This is a genomic window from Loktanella sp. Alg231-35, assembly GCF_900143545.1.
Lineage (GTDB): Bacteria > Pseudomonadota > Alphaproteobacteria > Rhodobacterales > Rhodobacteraceae > Yoonia.
Window position 1 is genome coordinate 174,375 of the sequence record NZ_FREV01000003.1, and the last position, 16,893, is coordinate 191,267.

12 protein-coding genes are annotated in these 16,893 nt (G+C 58.3%); 9 read left to right on the forward strand and 3 right to left on the reverse strand.

Annotation, left to right across the window (positions count from 1 at the left end; genetic code table 11):
- Positions 1-49: 49 nt before the first annotated feature.
- Positions 50-907 (reverse strand): lysophospholipid acyltransferase family protein, encoded by an 858-nt coding sequence (locus DHN10_RS07820; protein ID WP_108814708.1) that lies wholly within the window; start codon positions 905-907, stop codon positions 50-52.
- Between the two features lie 102 nt (positions 908-1,009).
- Entirely contained in the window at positions 1,010-3,562 is a 2,553-nt protein-coding gene (pepN, locus tag DHN10_RS07825; RefSeq protein ID WP_108814709.1) for an aminopeptidase N, read from the reverse strand.
- A gap of 269 nt (positions 3,563-3,831) precedes the next feature.
- Between pepN and DHN10_RS07830 the strand changes: the two genes are divergently transcribed.
- The 6 genes from DHN10_RS07830 (at position 3,832) to DHN10_RS07855 (ending at position 11,285) form a co-directional block, all read left to right on the forward strand.
- Positions 3,832-5,976, forward strand: coding sequence for a malate synthase G (locus DHN10_RS07830; protein WP_108814710.1), 2,145 nt, complete (start codon positions 3,832-3,834; stop codon positions 5,974-5,976).
- Positions 5,977-6,014: 38 nt separating this feature from the next.
- A complete protein-coding gene (locus DHN10_RS07835) occupies positions 6,015-6,443 on the forward strand; it encodes a GlcG/HbpS family heme-binding protein (RefSeq protein ID WP_108814712.1) in 429 nt (142 codons plus the stop codon).
- Positions 6,444-6,604: 161 nt separating this feature from the next.
- Positions 6,605-7,372: a gamma-glutamyl-gamma-aminobutyrate hydrolase family protein gene (locus tag DHN10_RS07840; RefSeq protein WP_108814714.1), complete on the forward strand. Its 768-nt coding sequence runs from the start codon at positions 6,605-6,607 to the stop codon at positions 7,370-7,372.
- Positions 7,373-7,446: 74 nt separating this feature from the next.
- Entirely contained in the window at positions 7,447-8,136 is a 690-nt protein-coding gene (locus tag DHN10_RS07845; RefSeq protein ID WP_108814716.1) for a D-lyxose/D-mannose family sugar isomerase, read from the forward strand.
- Between the two features lie 91 nt (positions 8,137-8,227).
- Positions 8,228-9,676 carry a TrkH family potassium uptake protein gene (locus tag DHN10_RS07850; RefSeq protein WP_108814718.1) on the forward strand — a complete coding sequence of 483 codons (1,449 nt, stop codon included), beginning with the start codon at positions 8,228-8,230 and terminating at the stop codon, positions 9,674-9,676.
- Between the two features lies 1 nt (position 9,677).
- Positions 9,678-11,285 carry a thiamine pyrophosphate-binding protein gene (locus tag DHN10_RS07855; protein WP_108814720.1) on the forward strand — a complete coding sequence of 536 codons (1,608 nt, stop codon included), beginning with the start codon at positions 9,678-9,680 and terminating at the stop codon, positions 11,283-11,285.
- Here the strand turns inward: DHN10_RS07855 and DHN10_RS07860 are convergent.
- On the reverse strand, positions 11,272-12,987 hold the full coding sequence (locus DHN10_RS07860) for a trypsin-like peptidase domain-containing protein (protein WP_108815133.1): 1,716 nt from the start codon (positions 12,985-12,987) through the stop codon (positions 11,272-11,274). The two genes, DHN10_RS07855 and DHN10_RS07860, sit on opposite strands and share 14 nt — an antisense overlap.
- A gap of 174 nt (positions 12,988-13,161) precedes the next feature.
- On the opposite strand from DHN10_RS07860, the gene DHN10_RS07865 reads away from it, so the two are divergent.
- Genes DHN10_RS07865 through glyS form a run of 3 tightly spaced genes read left to right on the forward strand, consistent with a single transcriptional unit; the run spans position 13,162 to position 16,873 of the window.
- Positions 13,162-14,082, forward strand: a complete 921-nt coding sequence (locus DHN10_RS07865; protein ID WP_108814722.1) for a glycine--tRNA ligase subunit alpha — start codon at positions 13,162-13,164, stop codon at positions 14,080-14,082.
- Positions 14,082-14,597: a DUF6446 family protein gene (locus tag DHN10_RS07870; RefSeq protein WP_108814724.1), complete on the forward strand. Its 516-nt coding sequence runs from the start codon at positions 14,082-14,084 to the stop codon at positions 14,595-14,597. The genes DHN10_RS07865 and DHN10_RS07870 overlap by 1 nt, the downstream gene beginning before the upstream one ends.
- Positions 14,597-16,873 (forward strand): glycine--tRNA ligase subunit beta, encoded by a 2,277-nt coding sequence (gene glyS / locus DHN10_RS07875; protein WP_108814726.1) that lies wholly within the window; start codon positions 14,597-14,599, stop codon positions 16,871-16,873. The genes DHN10_RS07870 and glyS overlap by 1 nt, the downstream gene beginning before the upstream one ends.
- Positions 16,874-16,893 lie beyond the last annotated feature (20 nt).

Genomic DNA, 16,893 nt, shown 5'->3' on the forward strand with positions numbered 1-16,893 from the left:
GGGTGTAAAAGAACGCGCTGCCAGCTTCAAGAGAACAAGCGTGATCAGATCAGCGCGGCAGCAAGGGCCGTGTGGCCGCAACAAGGTTGACCGTTGGCGCATCCTTACCCCCAAGAGCAAGCGTGGCGCGGCGCAGCATCGCAATCCCGGCATCGGAATTGGCAGGGATGGAGGCCGCTGAAATCGGCTCTCCCACGGTGATCTTGTAAGGCTGGCGGTCCTTGTTGAGCGTCTCATGAAACAGTGTGATATCGCGCAGCGTGGGGTGGATCAGGTCGAACAGGTAGAAAAGCGCGGAATTGCGCGCCTGAATATTCACCGGGATCACCGGCAGATCGAACTTGCGCGCCAACATTGCAGCTGAGGCCATCCATGGACGTTCATGCAAGCGCAGACCGCGCCGTTTGGCCAAGCGACCAGACGGGAAAATCACACCAAGCCGCCCTTGGGTTGTCGCCTCGTGGATGTAACGCATCGTTTCGCGGTTTTTGGCATGGCTGCGTTGTTCAATGCGCCATTCCACGGGGGCAATCATGCTTTGCATCTGTGGAAAGACCCGCAAAATATCGCGGTTGGCAAAGAAATAGGCATCTGGTCGCCGCCGCGCGATCAGACTGTTAAGGATGATCCCATCCGCAATCCCGGTTGGGTGGTTGGCGACAATCAATGCCGGTCCATTTGCGGGGATCTGGTCAAAGCCGCGGGCGTCGACCATTTTGGCAAGCCTATCAGCCATGGCGCTCATGATCTGTGCCGGTCCGGCAGTTTCCAGCGATTTGGCGATGGCAATCGTTTTATCATAGCCCAGCATGCGGTGCAGGCAGTGGCGGGCAATGCGGGTGCCGGGGCGATCACTAAATAGCCACGGTGCGCGCTCAGCGATCAACGGGTCAATGCGATGTTCCATAAGCTATCAATGCGCAGGCCCGAGTAACGGTTCCACGACAAACGTATGACAGTCCTGCAACGGCAGAATGTTGCAGGTTCACATGCAAATGATCGGCAAGGCTTAGCCCAGAATGCGGGTCGCCATTTCGGTCGTATCGGGCGACAGGTCGGGCGCTTGCGCGATGCGCTGCAAGGCGCTGCGCATCTTGTCCTGCCGGTCCGCGTCGTAACGGCGCCAGGTATCAAAGACGCTTGTCATCCGCGCTGTGGTCTGGGGGTTGATCGGATCAAGTTTGATCAACCAATCAGCCATCAGATCATAGGCGGCACCATCGGGGGCATGAAAACCAGCGGTATTGGCCTTCAGACCGCCAAAAACAGACCGAAAGCGATTGGGGTTCCTGATCTCAAAATCTGGATGCCGGGTCAGTCGCTCGGCGGTGCTTGTCGCCAGCTGAGGTGCGGCAAGGCTGACCTGCAAGGCAAACCACTTGTCCATGACCAGACGGTCGTGCTGCCACTGGGTGGCAAAGGCCGCAAGCTCGGCCTCACCTTTCGCGATTTGCAGTAAGGCGCGCAATGCGCCCAATTGTTGGGTCATATTGTCTGCAGCGGCGAATTGTTGGCTGGCCTGGCGCCCGCCGTCCAGACGGCTCATCAACGATAGCACTGCATTGCCCAGTGCGCGTTGCCCGGCGGGGGCCGCATCGGGCGTATAGGGGCCGGTTACCGTCATGTCGGCACAGGCGCGTGGCAGCATGTCTTGCAAATGCTGGGCGATATGTAGCTTCAGCGCCTCATGACCGCGATTGATCGCTGTCGGGTTCGGTGTGTGCCCGACATCGAACAGCACCTGTGCTGTGTCCTCTTCGCTGGGCAGCGACAGGACAAGCGCGCGAAAGGCGGGATCAAGGCTGTCGTCGCGCAGCACCGCGGCCAGACCATCCAGATAGGCCCCATCCGGAGCCGCATCATCGCGGATCATGCCGATCAGCACGTCCTGCGCTAGCGCGCGCCCGGCGTCCCATTTGTTGAACGGGTCGGTGTCATGCGCCAGCAGAAAGGCGCGCTCTGCATTTGATCTGTCATGGCGCAGGATCACCGGGGCCGAGAAATCGCGCAGTACGGATGGGATCGGCTTGCTGGCCAACCCCTCAAAGGTAAAGGTTTGCTGGCTTTGTGTCATCTCTAGCACTTGTGTCGGCAGCACCTCATCGCCGTTGTCGTTGAGCAATCCAAATGCCACCGGGATCACCAATGGGGCTTTGTCCGGCTGGCCGGGCGTGGGTGGCGTTTCTTGGGTCAGATGCAGATGGTAGGTCCCGTCGGCATAGTCATCCGTCACCGTGATACGCGGCGTGCCCGCTTGGGCATACCAAAGGGCGAATTGGCGCAGATCACGGCCCGTGGCATCCTCAAAAACCTGCAACCAGTCTTCAATCGTGGCCGCATCGCCATCATGGCGGTCAAAGTAAAGATCAAGCGCCTTGGCATAGTTCGCGTCACCCACAAGCCGTTTGAGCATGCCAATAATCTCGGCGCCCTTTTCATAGACGGTGGCGGTGTAGAAATTGTTGATCTCAACAAAGCTATCGGGACGCACCGGATGGGCCAATGGGCCATTGTCTTCGCGGAACTGATAAGCGCGCATGACCAAAGCGTCGTCGATCCGCTTGACCGCATGGCTGCGCATGTCGCCGGTAAACTGCTGGTCGCGAAAAACAGTCAGCCCTTCCTTGAGGCAAAGCTGAAACCAATCGCGGCAGGTGATGCGGTTGCCGGTCCAGTTGTGGAAATACTCATGGGCGATGATCGCCTCTATCCGCTCAAAATCGGCATCGGTTGCGGTTTCAGCCGAGGCAAGCACGGCTGAGGCGTTGAAGATATTGAGCCCCTTATTCTCCATCGCGCCCATGTTGAAATCATCAACGGCCACGATGTTGAAGATATCCAGATCGTATTCGCGGCCATAGACCTCTTCATCCCAGACCATGGATTTCTTGAGCGCCTCCATGCCAAAGGCGCATTTCGCCTCATCGCCGCCGGGGCGGACATAGATGTTCAGTGCGACGTCCTTGCCGGATTTGGTGGTGAATTGGCCGGGGTGGGCGACCAGATTGCCGGCAACCAAGGCAAACAGATAGGCGGGTTTGGGCCATGGGTCATGCCATTCGGCCCAACCATCGCCCAGACCGGTTTGATTGCCGTTGGACAGCAGCACGGGCAGGTCGCCTTCGATCCGCACCGTAAAGACGGCCATCACATCGGGGCGGTCCGGGTAGTAGGTGATTTTGCGAAATCCCTCGGCCTCGCATTGGGTGCAATACATGCCGCCCGACATATAAAGCCCTTCAAGGGCGGTGTTGGTACTGGGGCTGATTTCAACCTCCGCCTCAAAGATGAATGGCGCGTTAGGCACGTCGCAGCGGAGCTCTGTTTGCGCGAGGTCTGGCGTGATGGGGCTACCGTCGATCTTGGCGCTGATCAGGGTCATATCTTCGCCCTGCAAGACAAAGTTACCGGTTTTGGCATCGGGGTTCGGGCGAAATGCGATGCGCGAGATGACCCGCGTTGCGGTAGCAGACAGCTTGAAGGTCAGATGCACGCTGTCGACCAGATAGGCCGGCGGGGTGTAGTCGCGCAGATAGATTGTCTGATGGGCAGCGTCTTTCATCGGGTGATCCTTGGCAGTGGGCCGGGACAGAGTAGGGCGCCCAGCGGCGATAGACCAGCGGCCGATTGCAAGGTGCAAGAAATGGGCCAAGGTCGAGGTCGGGTGCGTTATTGCCCGGACCGCTGCAAATCTGGGTGGGGACCAGCCCACTGCACGTCTCTAGGGCAAATTGCCGCCACCCTTTGTTGCCTATGGGAAACTTTCGCACTAGGTCTGGCGCATGCGCCTGTGTGCAGCGGCATACAGCAAAGGCAAAAAAGGGATACTCCATGTCAGAACGGACCGATAAACACGGGCTTCAGGTAGCCGCAGAGCTGGCCGATTTTATTGATACCAAGGCGCTGGACGGCACCGGAATTGACAGTGATACCTTTTGGAAAGGCTTTGCCGGTCTGGTCGCAGAGATGACGCCGCGCAACCGCGCAATCCTCAAGACCCGCGACGACATGCAAGCAAGGATTGACGCCTGGCACGTGGAACGGTCTGGTCAGGCGCTTGACCGCACTGCCTATGAGGCTTTCCTTAATGAGATCGGCTATCTTGTTAACGAAGGCCCTGATTTTACTATTGAAACCAAGAATGTAGACCTCGAGATTGCAACGGTTCCCGGCCCCCAGTTGGTTGTGCCGATCACCAATGCCCGCTTTGCGTTGAACGCGGCCAATGCCCGCTGGGGCAGTCTTTACGATGCTTTCTACGGCACCGATGCGATGGGCGTTCAGCCCCCCAAAGGCGCCTATGATCGCGGGCATGGGGCTCGTGTTGTGGCACGGGCGCGGGTGTTTCTGGACGAGGCGTTCCCGATTGAAGGCACCAGCCACGCCGATGTTTCGCGCTATTACGTGCACGATGGGGCGCTGTTGATCGATGATCAGCCTCTGCGCCAACCGGAAAAATTCGTGGGCTATCTTGGCAATCCCAAGGCCCCCGATGCGATCCTGCTGTGCAACAACGGTTTGCATGTAGAGCTGGTGTTTGACCGCGCCCATCCCATTGGCAGCCGCGATCAGGCGCTTTTGGCCGATGTCCGTCTGGAAAGTGCTGTATCCGCCATCATGGACTGCGAAGACAGCGTGGCCTGCGTGGATGCCGAAGACAAAGTGGAGGCCTACAGCAATTGGCTTGGCCTGATGCAGGGCAATCTGACCGCGTCCTTCCAGAAGGGCGGCCAGACCTTGACCCGCCGCCTGAACGAAGATCTGACCTACACCGCACCCGGTGGTGATGTCACTCTCAAAGGGCGTGCGCTGCTGTGGATCCGCAATGTGGGCCACCTGATGACCAACCCTGCCATTCTGGATGGCAATGGCGACGAAGTGTTTGAAGGACTGATGGACGCGATGGTCACCGTGATGATCGCCATGCATGACCTAAAGCGCGACAGCGGCAACACGGCCCTTGGATCGGTCTATGTGGTCAAGCCCAAGATGCACGGGCCGGAAGAGGTCGCACTGGCCAGCGACATCTTTGCCAAGGTCGAAGACGCGCTGGGCCTGCCCCGCGACACCGTCAAGATCGGGATCATGGACGAAGAGCGGCGCACGACCGTCAACCTTAAGGAATGTATCCGTGCGGCCAAGTCGCGGGTTGCTTTCGTCAATACAGGTTTTCTGGATCGAACCGGCGACGAAATTCATACCTCGATGGAGGCCGGACCGTTCAGCCGCAAGGACTTTATCAAGCGCAAACAATGGATTGGCGCCTATGAAGACCAAAACGTTGATATCGGTCTGGAATGTGGGTTTTCCGGCAAAGCACAGATCGGCAAAGGCATGTGGGCCATGCCTGACATGATGGCGGCAATGCTGGAGCAAAAGATCGGGCATCCGCAATCCGGGGCCAATTGTGCCTGGGTGCCCAGCCCGACAGCCGCGACATTGCATGCGCTGCACTATCACAAGGTTGATGTGATGGCGGTGCAGGACAAGCTGCGCAAAGGCGGGCGGCGCGCTTATGTGTCCTCGATCCTTGATATCCCGCTGGCGCAATACCAGCGCTGGACGGACGCCCAGAAGATCAAAGAGGTCGAAAACAACGCCCAGGGTATTCTGGGCTATGTCGTGCGCTGGATTGATCAGGGTGTTGGATGTTCCAAAGTGCCGGACATCAATGATGTCGGCCTGATGGAAGATCGCGCGACCTGCCGGATTTCCAGCCAGGCTTTGGCCAATTGGCTGCACCATGACGTGGTCACTGAGGCGCAGGTCGTGGAAGCCATGCGCAAGATGGCCGCTGTTGTAGATGGCCAGAACGCCGATGATCCGGCTTACCGTCCCATGGCACCAGACTTTGACGGCATCGCTTTTCAGGCCGCCTGTGATCTGGTGTTCAAAGGCCGGATTCAGCCATCAGGCTACACAGAGCCTGTGTTACACCAGCGCCGGCTAGAACTTAAAGCGCAACGCAACCATTAAGATGCGTGGGTTTCACCCACCCTACAGGAGGACATACCATGGCCGAGATTTCATCGAACAAGGCACGGACCATGATCCGCAAGGCGCTCGCCAAGGGCAATGAGATGGGGTTCAAACCCCTTTCGGTTGTCGTGCTTGATGCGGGCGGTCATGTGAAGGCCTTTGAACGCGCTGATGGCGCTGCACCCGGTCGGTTCGGTATTGCTCACGGCAAGGCTTATGGGTCTGTCATGCTGGGCATGGCAGGCACCGCACAGATGGCGCGGGCCGAACAGCAGGCTTATTTCATGGCTGCCGTGAACGGCGTCTATGGCGGTCAGGTTGTGCCTGTCCCCGGTGGGGTGCTGGTACGCGATAAGCGCGGGAATGTGATTGGCGCGGTTGGCGTGACCGGCGACACCTCTGACAACGATGTGATCGCGGCCATGGCCGGGATCGAAGCCGCAGGGTTGACAGGCGAGGCCTGATCCGGGCCTGCCGCCCTGGGGGCAGCAAACCGCAACCAATCGAGCGTTTCTTTTGGCGGTGACACGCGATGTGCGTCACTGCCCACACAGCTGTGCGGGTTTGATCCCTTTGCCTGCCTGAAATTTGACGCTAGACATGGGCAATCGCAAAAGGAGAATCCATGTCCCGCCCTGTCGTTGGCATCATCTCAAACAGCCATATGATCAACGATGATTATCACGTCTATGGTGCTGGTGCCTTGAATGTGCAGGCGCTGTCGGACGTGTCAGGCACGTTGCCCCTGATCGTTCCTGTCGACCCTGAAAAGGCCAGCGTGGACGAATTGATGCAGACCTGCGACGGGTTTTTCTTTCCCGGCGGCCGGCCCAACGTCCATCCCGAAGAATATGGTGAGGAAACGACTGACGCCCATGGCACACATGAGCGCAATCGCGACCGCATCACCCTGCCTTTGATCCGCGCCTGTGTGACCCGTGGACAGCCTTTTCTGGGCGTGTGCCTTGGGTTCCAAGAGGTGAATGTCGCCATGGGCGGCTCGCTCTATCCGGAAATCCGGGATCTGCCCGGGCGCGACAATCACCGCATGCCCCCTGACGGGACACTGGAAGAAAAGTTCGCCCTGCGGCATGAGGTGACATTGACCGAAGGCGGCCCGTTTCATCAATTGTTTGGAGCCCCGAAGGTCATGACCAACACCCTGCACGGGCAGGGGATCAAAGTGCCCGGCTCGCGTGTTGTGATCGACGGACATGCGCCCGATGGCACGCCAGAGGCGATCTATATCAAGGACGCTCCGGGTTTTACCATGTCAGTACAATGGCACCCGGAGTGGAATGCAGAGGCCGATCCGGTGTCACGCCCGCTCTTTACAGCATTTGGCGATGCATGCAGGGCCTGGGCATCCGGGGCGCTGCGCAAAGCGGGCTAAAACCAACCTGATTCCCGGTTGCAAATACCTGCAAATCTAATCAGCAATTATCGTAGTCGAATTCGGAGACAGACATGAAACGATCCCGCATCAATGACATCATGGCGGAAGCGGATGAAATGATCCGTTCTTACGGCTTTGTCCTGCCCCCTTGGGCCTATTGGACCCCGGATGAGTTCAAATCCCGCGCCGCCGACGCGCAGGCCGTGATCGACGCCCGCTGCGGTTGGGACATTACTGACTATGGCGCGGGTCGCTATGACGAAATGGGGCTGTTCCTGTTCACGTTGCGCAATGGCCGTCTGGCCGATCTGCAACGCGGCGGTGGCATGTGCTATGCCGAAAAACTGTTGATATCCAAGCAGGATCAACTGTCCCCAATGCATACCCATGTGATCAAAGCCGAAGACATCATTAACCGTGGCGGGGCGACGATGGTGATTGAATTGTATGGCTCTGACCCCGACGGCAACTTTGACGAAACCGCTGGGGGTGTTGTCATGTGTGATGGTATCCGGCGCGCATTTCAGCCCGGTGAAAGGCTGACATTTGCGCCCGGCGAAAGTGTCACGCTGATGCCCGGTGACTGGCATGCGTTCTGGGGCGAGGGGGGGGATGTGCTTATCGGTGAAGTCTCAACCGTAAATGATGATGAAACCGACAACATCTTTCGCGAACCCATTGGGCGCTTTGCCAATGTCGCAGAGGACGTCGCACCAACACACCTGCTGGTGAGCGACTACAACAGCTGGCTGGCAGGTTAAGACCCGCTAACGCGCGTTTTTGCGGTTTCAAGCGTGACCTTTCGACTGCGCCGTTCTTGACACTGGCCCGCCACCGCGCCAACGCTGCGACATGTTTGACTTGCGCCCTGTGGGATATGTGATTGGTCTGCTGGTGGCGTCGCTTGGGCTGACGATGCTGGCGCCGCTTGTGGCTGACCTGATTGCGGGCAACGGGCACTGGTTCGTCTTTTTTGAGAGCGCCATTGTGACCGTTCTTACAGGCGGTCTGATCGCCTTGGCTTGTGCCAATGGGGTGACCGAAGGGCTGACGCTGCGCCAGACGTTTTTGCTGACGTCGCTGGTTTGGCTGATGTTGCCGGTATTCGGGGCCATCCCCTTTGTTTTGGGCGCGACAGAGGCCAATTTTACCGACGCCTTCTTTGAGGCCATGTCGGGCCTGACAACCACAGGTGCCACGGTGCTGACGGGGATTGATGCGCTGCCCGAAGGGATCAAGCTCTGGCGTGGTATGCTGCAATGGCTGGGCGGTGTGGGTATCATTGTTGTTGCAATGGTGTTCCTGCCGGAACTGCGGGTTGGCGGCATGCAGATTTTCCGATCAGAAGCCTTTGATACCATGGGGAAGATCCTGCCGCGCGCCGGTGAAATTGCGCGCCAGATCTTTGTTGTCTACTTCGGTCTCAGCATCGCTTGCGCGCTGTGCTACCTCGCCGCAGGCATGTTGCCCTTTGATGCGATGGTGCATGCGATGACAACAGTTGCCACTGGTGGCATGGCCAACTACGACCAATCATTCGCGACCTTCGGGGCCGGGGTGCATTACGTGGCAGTGACTTTTATGCTGCTCGCGGCCCTGCCATTTGTGCGTTACGTGCAGCTTCTGGCGGGCACCGCCTTGCCGATGTGGCGCGACCCTCAGATCAGGGTGTTTTTTGTGATCGTGGCCTTCTGCGTGCTGCTGATCACATCCTGGGTCTGGGGACGCGATGGCGTGATGAGCGAGGTGGCCCTGCGCGAGGCGCTGTTCAATGTCGTCTCGATCATCTCTGGCACTGGGTATGCCAACGCCGACTATATGGCCTGGGGCACGTTCCCGGTGGCGATGTTCTTCTTTATCGGGCTGATCGGCGGCTGTGCGGGATCAACCGCCTGTTCGGTCAAAGTTTTCCGGTATCAGCTAGTCTTTGCCGCGATCAAAAGCCAGATCCGGCAAATTCATTCGCCTCATGGCGTTTTCACCCCGCGCTATGACGGGCGGCCGATCGGGGATGATGTTCTGAACTCTGTGATGGCCTTTCTAGTGGCGTTCTTTCTGTCGCTTGGTGCCACTGCGGTGTTGCTGGGATTGACCGGCCTTGATTTCATCACGTCGGTGTCGGGTGCCAGTGCTGCTTTGGCCAATATCGGCCCCGGACTGGGGTTAGAGATTGGCCCGGCAGGCAATTACGCTGGCATCAATGACACTGCAAAATGGATCCTTTCCATCGCAATGTTCGTGGGCCGGCTAGAGATCATGGTGGTGCTGACCATCGTTTCCATCAAATTCTGGAGGAACTGACATGACGACCCGCCCGCTTGGTGCCCAAATCTCGCATATGCTGAAAGATCGTGGCGTGGACGTGATCTTTGGCATTCCCGGCGTGCATAATCAGGAAATGTACCGCGGCATCGAAGAGGCTGGTATCACCCACGTTCTGGCGCGCCACGAACAGGGGGCGGGGTTCATGGCCGATGGCTATGCCCGTGCGACGGGCAAACCGGGGGTGGCCTATGTGATTTCGGGGCCGGGGCTGTGTAATATCATGACGCCGATGGGGCAGGCCTATTCGGATAGCGTGCCGATGCTGGTGATATCGTCTGTGTTGGATGAAACCGAAGCCACACGTGGGCAATTGCACCAGATGAAGGATCAGGAAAGGGCGGCAGCGGCGGTTTGTGATTGGTCGGTGACGGCGCGGACGGCGGATGCGGCGTATGCGTTGATTGACCGGGCGCTGATGCAAATGGAGACAGGCGTTCCGTCACCCAAGCACATTCAAGTACCCATCGCTCAGCTCGAAGCACGTGCAGATGCAGCCTTATCACGGCCAGTTGATTGGCCGGTCTGTCCCGAACCGGCACCACTGCAATGCGCAACGCTGACTGAACAGCTGGAAGCAGCAAGTCGGCCTTTGTTTATATTTGGTGGCGGGGCGGCGCTTGATGCCTCGCGTTGGTTGCCGGATTTTCAGAAACTCAATGCGGCTTCTTTCACCACTTATGCGGGGCGCGGCATCATACCGGACGACAGCCCACTGCATTTTGGCGCGACCCTTGCGCGCGCCAGCAGTGCAGACGTGATTGCATCAGCCGATCTGGTCGTGGCCGTTGGTACAAGGCTGAGTGAGGTTGACCTCTGGCGTAGTGATCTGGGGCATACGGCCCCGATGATCCGAGTTGATCTTGATCATGAGGTGTTGTCAGACCGTCATCGCGCCGAAACCCGTATTCTTGCCGATGCCGGCGCGCATCTCGCCGAAAGTTTCGGGGCCATTCGGGACAAAAAACAGACAACATGGGACGCGAAAGAGGTGTCCCATATGCGTGCGCGTTGGCGCGCCGAAATCAACGCTGAACGCCCCGGTATCCTGCCTGTCGCCGACGCCCTTAAAGCAGCCTTGCCTGCCGACACCATGATCTATTCCGACATGACCCAATTCGCCTATGCAGCGAAAGAGGTCTATCCGATGGACCACCCCGGCCATTGGCACCACCCTTACGGCTTTGGCACGCTTGGTTATGCCCTACCGGCGGCCATCGGGGGCGCAATTGGACGTAGGGTGGGTGAAACCCACGCGCCGACAATCGCCATCCTCGGCGACTACGGTTTTCAATACACCGTGCAGGAACTGGCCGTCGCGGTGGAACTGGAACTCACCTTGCCCATCATCATTTGGGACAATGGCAAGCTGGGCGAGATCGAAGACAGCATGGTCCGCGCGCAAATCGCCCCCAATGCAGTGATCCAGCGCAACCCTGATTTCCTGAAACTGGCCGAGGCCTACGGGGCCGCAGCGACCCAGCCCACAACCCTTGCTGAATTCGGGCAGGCGATCCAGACAGCGTTGCAAACCAAAGGCCCCACGGTGATCCGCGTGACCTCTGACATCGCCCTTACCAGCAGCTGACCAAGACGGTGATGTCTGCGGCACGTGCCGTCAGCGCCACCGGGCTGATTGCAGGTTGCGGGCCGCTTGTGGCCGGATCAATGCCTTGGGTCGCCAGAAGCGTCGCAATCTGATCTGCCTTGACCGAGAACTGCACATCCGCAGGCAGGCTTTGCCCGTTGCGGTTGCTGCGCGGCAGCAGCATGCCCAGAACCGTGCCAGAGGCATCCAGCACCGGCCCGCCCGCATCGCCGACTGATGACGTCACCGACAATCGTTTGATCGTTTCTTCCCCGGTAAGCCCTCGAATATCGACGACATTGCCAAAGGTCAGCGTTGGTGCGCTCAAGACGCCACCAAAGGGGTATCCGGCGACAGCAACCGGGTCTTGCAGGCGCGGTAATTCAACCTGCAACGTGGCAACGTCCAAGGGGGCTAGATCCTCAAGCGGGCGCAGCAGCGATACGCCAAGTGCCGCATCACTGATGATAATCTCGGCCTCCTGCTCTCGGTCCAACGTGATCCGGTCGCAGTCTTCTATGGCATCCGGTGTTGTCACAACATGCCCGGTGCCAGAGGCATAAAACCCGGTACGCGACAGGCGCGGCCGCCGGATGTTCAACCCCGAGACCATATCGATGGACTGCACATCCGTGGCGGGCACCAAGTTGGCGTCCAAGACACCGTCCAATCGGGTGAAACTTTCGCGCATCACTTCGATCACCCGACTGCGGCGGTTCTCGTCACCCGCAGGCCAGACAAGGGTAAAGCCTTTGATCTCGCCATCCTGCAAGGACACGGTGGTGAAGGAATGAATGTCCTCATCAACTCCTTCGATAAAGAAACCGTTGCTGCGAAAGGCGCGTTCGCCCTCAAAGGGGATAATCTCAAGCGTTTGCATGACCTCGTAAAGGCCACGCATCTTGCCGGCATCGCCGCGTTGCGAAATTAGCATCAGCCGGGCGCCCGGAATTGAAGCGGTCGCGTCATATTGGGCAAAGGGGGGTTGGTATTGGGCAAATGAAACGGCGGCTGTTGGTACCTCCAGCGCGATGCCAGCGGCATCATCGCGGATCATCTGCATATCAACTTCGGACAACACCGCGTTGTATTGCTTTAGCAGCAAACCGCGCTGGCTTGTGGTCAGAACACCGGTGCCCTGTTGCAGATTGTCCAACTGCCAGCTTTCCATAGATGCACGGGTACCACGCCCGAATGATCCGTCGATGGCCGCACTATAGTAACCACCCCAAGCAAGCGCCTTTTGCAGCTCTTGGCGGTCTTCGCGGGTTAGTGCGGCTTCCGAGGACCGCGCCTCGCGCAGGGTTTCCTGCGGCGCGGTGATCGGGTTCACGGCGGGGCGGATAGGTTCCACTGGGGTCTCAGCCGCGCGCGGGGCGCCGCCGCCGATGGGCCAAAACTGTTGTTCAAATCGGCGGCCATTTTGCAGATAACTGTCAGATGGAATTTGCCGTGTCGCCAACAAACGCGAGAGTTCCTGCCGGGCGAGCGCCTCGGAGTAAGGGCCAAGCACGATGCCATAAAACCCACGCCCCAGATAATAACCCTCTACATCATCAAACTGACGCGCATAAAGCCGGGCGCGTTCCTGCGCCTGCGCCAGTGTCTGGCGCGCCTCAATCTGAACCCAGAATGTATCTTGCGCCTTGGCAGCAAGAGGCAGGACAAGAAAGACAAGAACGGTGGCAAGCGTTCTGAACATAGTAACCTCGGCAGCAAATCGAACCTTGCTAGGGTGATTGGCGTTGTCCGCGCTCAGACGCAAGCATAACCGCACCTTTGACGCGCATTTGATCGCATTAAATCCAAAGCCGTTGCCTAATTGACCCTTGCCGCGCAGCACCCTATTGCAGGGGCAAAGCACATGAGGGCCACGATGGCAGATAAACCACGCAGTTTTCAGGAGATCATCCTGCGGCTTCAGACCTATTGGGCGTCCAAGGGTTGCGCGATCTTGCAACCCTACGACATGGAAGTGGGGGCTGGGACGTTCCACCCGGCCACAACCCTGCGCGCGCTGGGCAGCAACCATTGGGCAGCGGCCTATGTGCAGCCCTCGCGCCGCCCCACCGATGGGCGTTATGGCGAAAACCCCAACCGTTTGCAGCATTATTATCAGTATCAGGTGCTGATCAAACCTTCGCCGCCGGACCTGCAAGACCTCTACCTTGGCTCGCTTGAGGCTATCGGCATTGACGCGGCCATGCACGACATCCGCTTTGTCGAGGACGACTGGGAAAGCCCGACACTGGGTGCATGGGGTCTTGGCTGGGAAGTTTGGTGTGATGGCATGGAAGTCAGCCAGTTCACTTATTTCCAACAGGTCGGCGGGCATGACTGCAAACCTGTATCGGGAGAGCTGACCTACGGGCTAGAGCGTCTGGCGATGTATGTCCTTAACGTCGATCACGTCATGGACATGCCGTTCAACGACCCGCAAACGCAGATCCCGCTGACCTACGGCGATATCTTCAAACAGACCGAGCAGGAATACGCCCGCTGGAACTTTGATATCGCAGATACGGATGTGCTTTTGCAGCACTTTGTAGATGCCGAAGCCGAATGTCAGCGCATCCTTGACGCCCCTGTCGACGACCCCAAAACCGGCCTTAAGATCATCATGGCCCACCCAGCCTATGACCAATGCATCAAAGCGTCCCATGTGTTCAACCTGTTGGACGCGCGCGGTGTGATTTCTGTCACTGAACGGCAGGCCTATATCGGCCGGGTGCGTGCACTGGCCAAGGCCTGCGCCGATGCCTTTGTGCAAACAGAGGCGGGCGGGGCGGCGGCCTGATGGCAAGGATATTCATCGTGATCATGCTTCTGATCGGGGCCGCAGCTGGTGGTCTGCTGTATTACCAACAGGTCTATGCCTACTACGAAGAGGTGCAGGCAGAGACAGTAATGCTCACCTCTGTTGCAACGGGCACGCCTGAGCCCATCGTTGTGACAGGGTTTGAGGGCATTGATGCCGACAGCAGCCCGCTGCGCTATCGCGCCTGTTTCCAGATGCCGCTAAGCCAGGCAACGCTGACCGAAACATTTGTGATCGTGGATCAGGCCGAACCACGCGTGGCCCCACCTTGGTTTGACTGCTTTGATGCGGAACAAATCGGCGCTGACCTGCAAGCCGACGCCATCGCCTTTCTGGGCACCGAAAACATCGTCTATGGCATTGATCGCATCATTGCCGTCTACCCGGACGGGCGCGGCTATGCCTGGCACCAGATCAACGCCTGCGGCGAAGTTGTGTTCGACGGCAATCGCCCCCCTGAAAACTGCCCATCCCTTCCTGAAAGCCAGAATTGATGCCTGATCTTCTGATTGAACTTTTCTCCGAAGAAATCCCCGCACGGATGCAAACCCGTGCAGCGGATGATCTGCGCAAACTGGTGACGGACGGTCTGGTCGAGGCTGGATTGACCTATGCCGGGGCCGCCGGGTTTTCGACGCCGCGCCGCCTGACGCTGTCACTTGACGGGCTGACCGCAGAAAGCAAGGCAGTGCGTGAAGAACGCAAAGGCCCCAAGGTCGGCGCGCCTGACAAAGCCATCGAAGGGTTCCTGCGCGGGGCCGGTGTGGCCCGCGATGACCTTGAGGTACGCGATGACAAAAAGGGGCAGGTCTATTTTGCCGTCATCGAGAAACCGGGCCGCTTGGCCGCTGATATCATCGCTGAAGTGCTCGAAAAATCCGTGCGCAACTTCCCATGGCCCAAGTCGATGCGCTGGGGCACAGGCAGCCTGAAATGGGTGCGCCCACTGCATTCCATCCTGTGCATTCTGTCTGATGAGGCCGGAACCGAAGTTGTGCCGCTTGATGTTGATGGGATCACCTCTGGCAACACCACGCGCGGGCACCGTTTCCTTGCGCCGAATTCATTTTCTGTTGCGTCATTTGATGATTACGAGGCGAAGTTGAAGCGCGCCAATGTCGTGCTGCGCGCCGACGAACGGGCCGAGGCGATCTGGAACGAGGCGACAACGCAGGCCTTTGCGCTGGGCCTTGAGGTGGTCGAAGACCGTGGATTGTTGGCAGAGGTTGCGGGGCTCGTCGAATGGCCTGTTGTTCTGTTGGGCCGCATTGACGATGATTTTCTGGGCCTGCCGCCCGAGGTGCTGCAAACCTCAATGAAAGAGCACCAGAAGTTCTTTTCGGTGCGCAACCCCAAGACGGGCCGGATTGAGCGTTTTGTGACCGTCGCCAACATGGAAACGGCGGACAATGGCGCGACGATCCTGGCGGGTAACCAAAAGGTGCTGTCGGCGCGTCTGGCGGATGCAAAGTTCTTTTGGGAAAATGACCTGCGGGTGGCGAAAGCGGGGATGGAACCTTGGTTGGAGAGTCTGTCCAACGTGACCTTCCATAACAAACTAGGCTCACAGAAAGACCGGATCGAACGGATCGCCGCACTGGCCCGCGAAGTCGCACCCAGCGTGGGCGCTGATCCTGATCTGGCAGAGCAAGCGGCACGCGTCGCCAAGGCCGATCTGTCGTCTGAAATGGTCTATGAATTCCCCGAATTGCAGGGGCTAATGGGGCGGTATTATGCGGCAGAGGCAGGCTTGCCTGCGGATGTGGCAGCGGCCTGTGAAGAACATTATTCCCCGCTGGGCCCGTCAGATGACGTGCCGACAGCGCCGGTATCCGTAGCCGTGGCGCTGGCCGATAAGATCGACACGTTGACAGGGTTCTGGGCGATTGATGAGAAACCAACCGGGAGCAAAGACCCGTTTGCGCTGCGCCGCGCGGCGCTGGGGGTTATTCGGTTGGTGTTGGACGGCAAGTCATCAGTGAAGCTTGATGAAGTGGTTCAGTTTCATAGTCGAGCTTTATATGCTTCACTGGTTTTGAATGATAGAGCAAGTGTATTGAATGACTCGACATTGGACGAGGAACACTGGATCCTTGGTGCTAATAAGGCCATGCCGGACGGTACGATTTTGGCTCTTTCCGTACCGGAAATATTTGAAAGAGTAGATGCGCTGAATGTCAGTCTATCTCGTGATCTTGACTGGCAAGCAATTAGGATAACTTCCGCGAAAGTAATTGCGAAGGAACTCCTCTCCTTCTTCCACGACCGCCTCAAAGTCTTCCTCCGTGACAAGGGCATCCGCCACGACATCATCGACGCCTGCATCGCGATGCCCGGTAACGACGACCTGACCCTGCTGGTCAAACGGGCCGAGGCCCTTGCAGAAACCCTCGCCACCGATGACGGTGAAAACCTGCTGCAAGGCTTCAAGCGCGCCAATAACATCCTCAGCCAAGCCGAGGAAAAGGATGGCGTCGAATACTCCTATGGCGCCGATATCAAATTCGCCGAACATGACGCCGAAAAGGCACTTTTCGCCGCTCTTGATGCTGCGGACGCAAAAATTGTCCCGGCCATGGAAGCGGAAGATTTCAGCACCGCAATGACCGCTATGGCAGCACTTCGCGGGCCGATTGATGCCTTTTTCACCGATGTGCAGGTGAACGCCGACAGTCAGGTTTTACGCCGCAACAGGCTTAACCTGCTGTCACGTATCAGGAATATCTGCCTTTCCGTCGCTGATCTGACCAAGATCGAAGGCACGTCATAAAACTGTAAACATTGCTATAC

Excerpts from the sequence above, each read along its gene's own strand:
- DHN10_RS07820 (WP_108814708.1), bottom strand. The coding sequence starts at position 907 with ATGGAACATCGCATTGACCCGTTGATCGCTGAGCGCGCACCGTGGCTA.
- pepN (WP_108814709.1), bottom strand. The coding sequence starts at position 3,562 with ATGAAAGACGCTGCCCATCAGACAATCTATCTGCGCGACTACACCCCG.
- DHN10_RS07830 (WP_108814710.1), top strand. The coding sequence starts at position 3,832 with ATGTCAGAACGGACCGATAAACACGGGCTTCAGGTAGCCGCAGAGCTG.
- DHN10_RS07835 (WP_108814712.1), top strand. The coding sequence starts at position 6,015 with ATGGCCGAGATTTCATCGAACAAGGCACGGACCATGATCCGCAAGGCG.
- DHN10_RS07840 (WP_108814714.1), top strand. The coding sequence starts at position 6,605 with ATGTCCCGCCCTGTCGTTGGCATCATCTCAAACAGCCATATGATCAAC.
- DHN10_RS07845 (WP_108814716.1), top strand. The coding sequence starts at position 7,447 with ATGAAACGATCCCGCATCAATGACATCATGGCGGAAGCGGATGAAATG.
- DHN10_RS07850 (WP_108814718.1), top strand. The coding sequence starts at position 8,228 with ATGTTTGACTTGCGCCCTGTGGGATATGTGATTGGTCTGCTGGTGGCG.
- DHN10_RS07855 (WP_108814720.1), top strand. The coding sequence starts at position 9,678 with ATGACGACCCGCCCGCTTGGTGCCCAAATCTCGCATATGCTGAAAGAT.
- DHN10_RS07860 (WP_108815133.1), bottom strand. The coding sequence starts at position 12,987 with ATGTTCAGAACGCTTGCCACCGTTCTTGTCTTTCTTGTCCTGCCTCTT.
- DHN10_RS07865 (WP_108814722.1), top strand. The coding sequence starts at position 13,162 with ATGGCAGATAAACCACGCAGTTTTCAGGAGATCATCCTGCGGCTTCAG.
- DHN10_RS07870 (WP_108814724.1), top strand. The coding sequence starts at position 14,082 with ATGGCAAGGATATTCATCGTGATCATGCTTCTGATCGGGGCCGCAGCT.
- glyS (WP_108814726.1), top strand. The coding sequence starts at position 14,597 with ATGCCTGATCTTCTGATTGAACTTTTCTCCGAAGAAATCCCCGCACGG.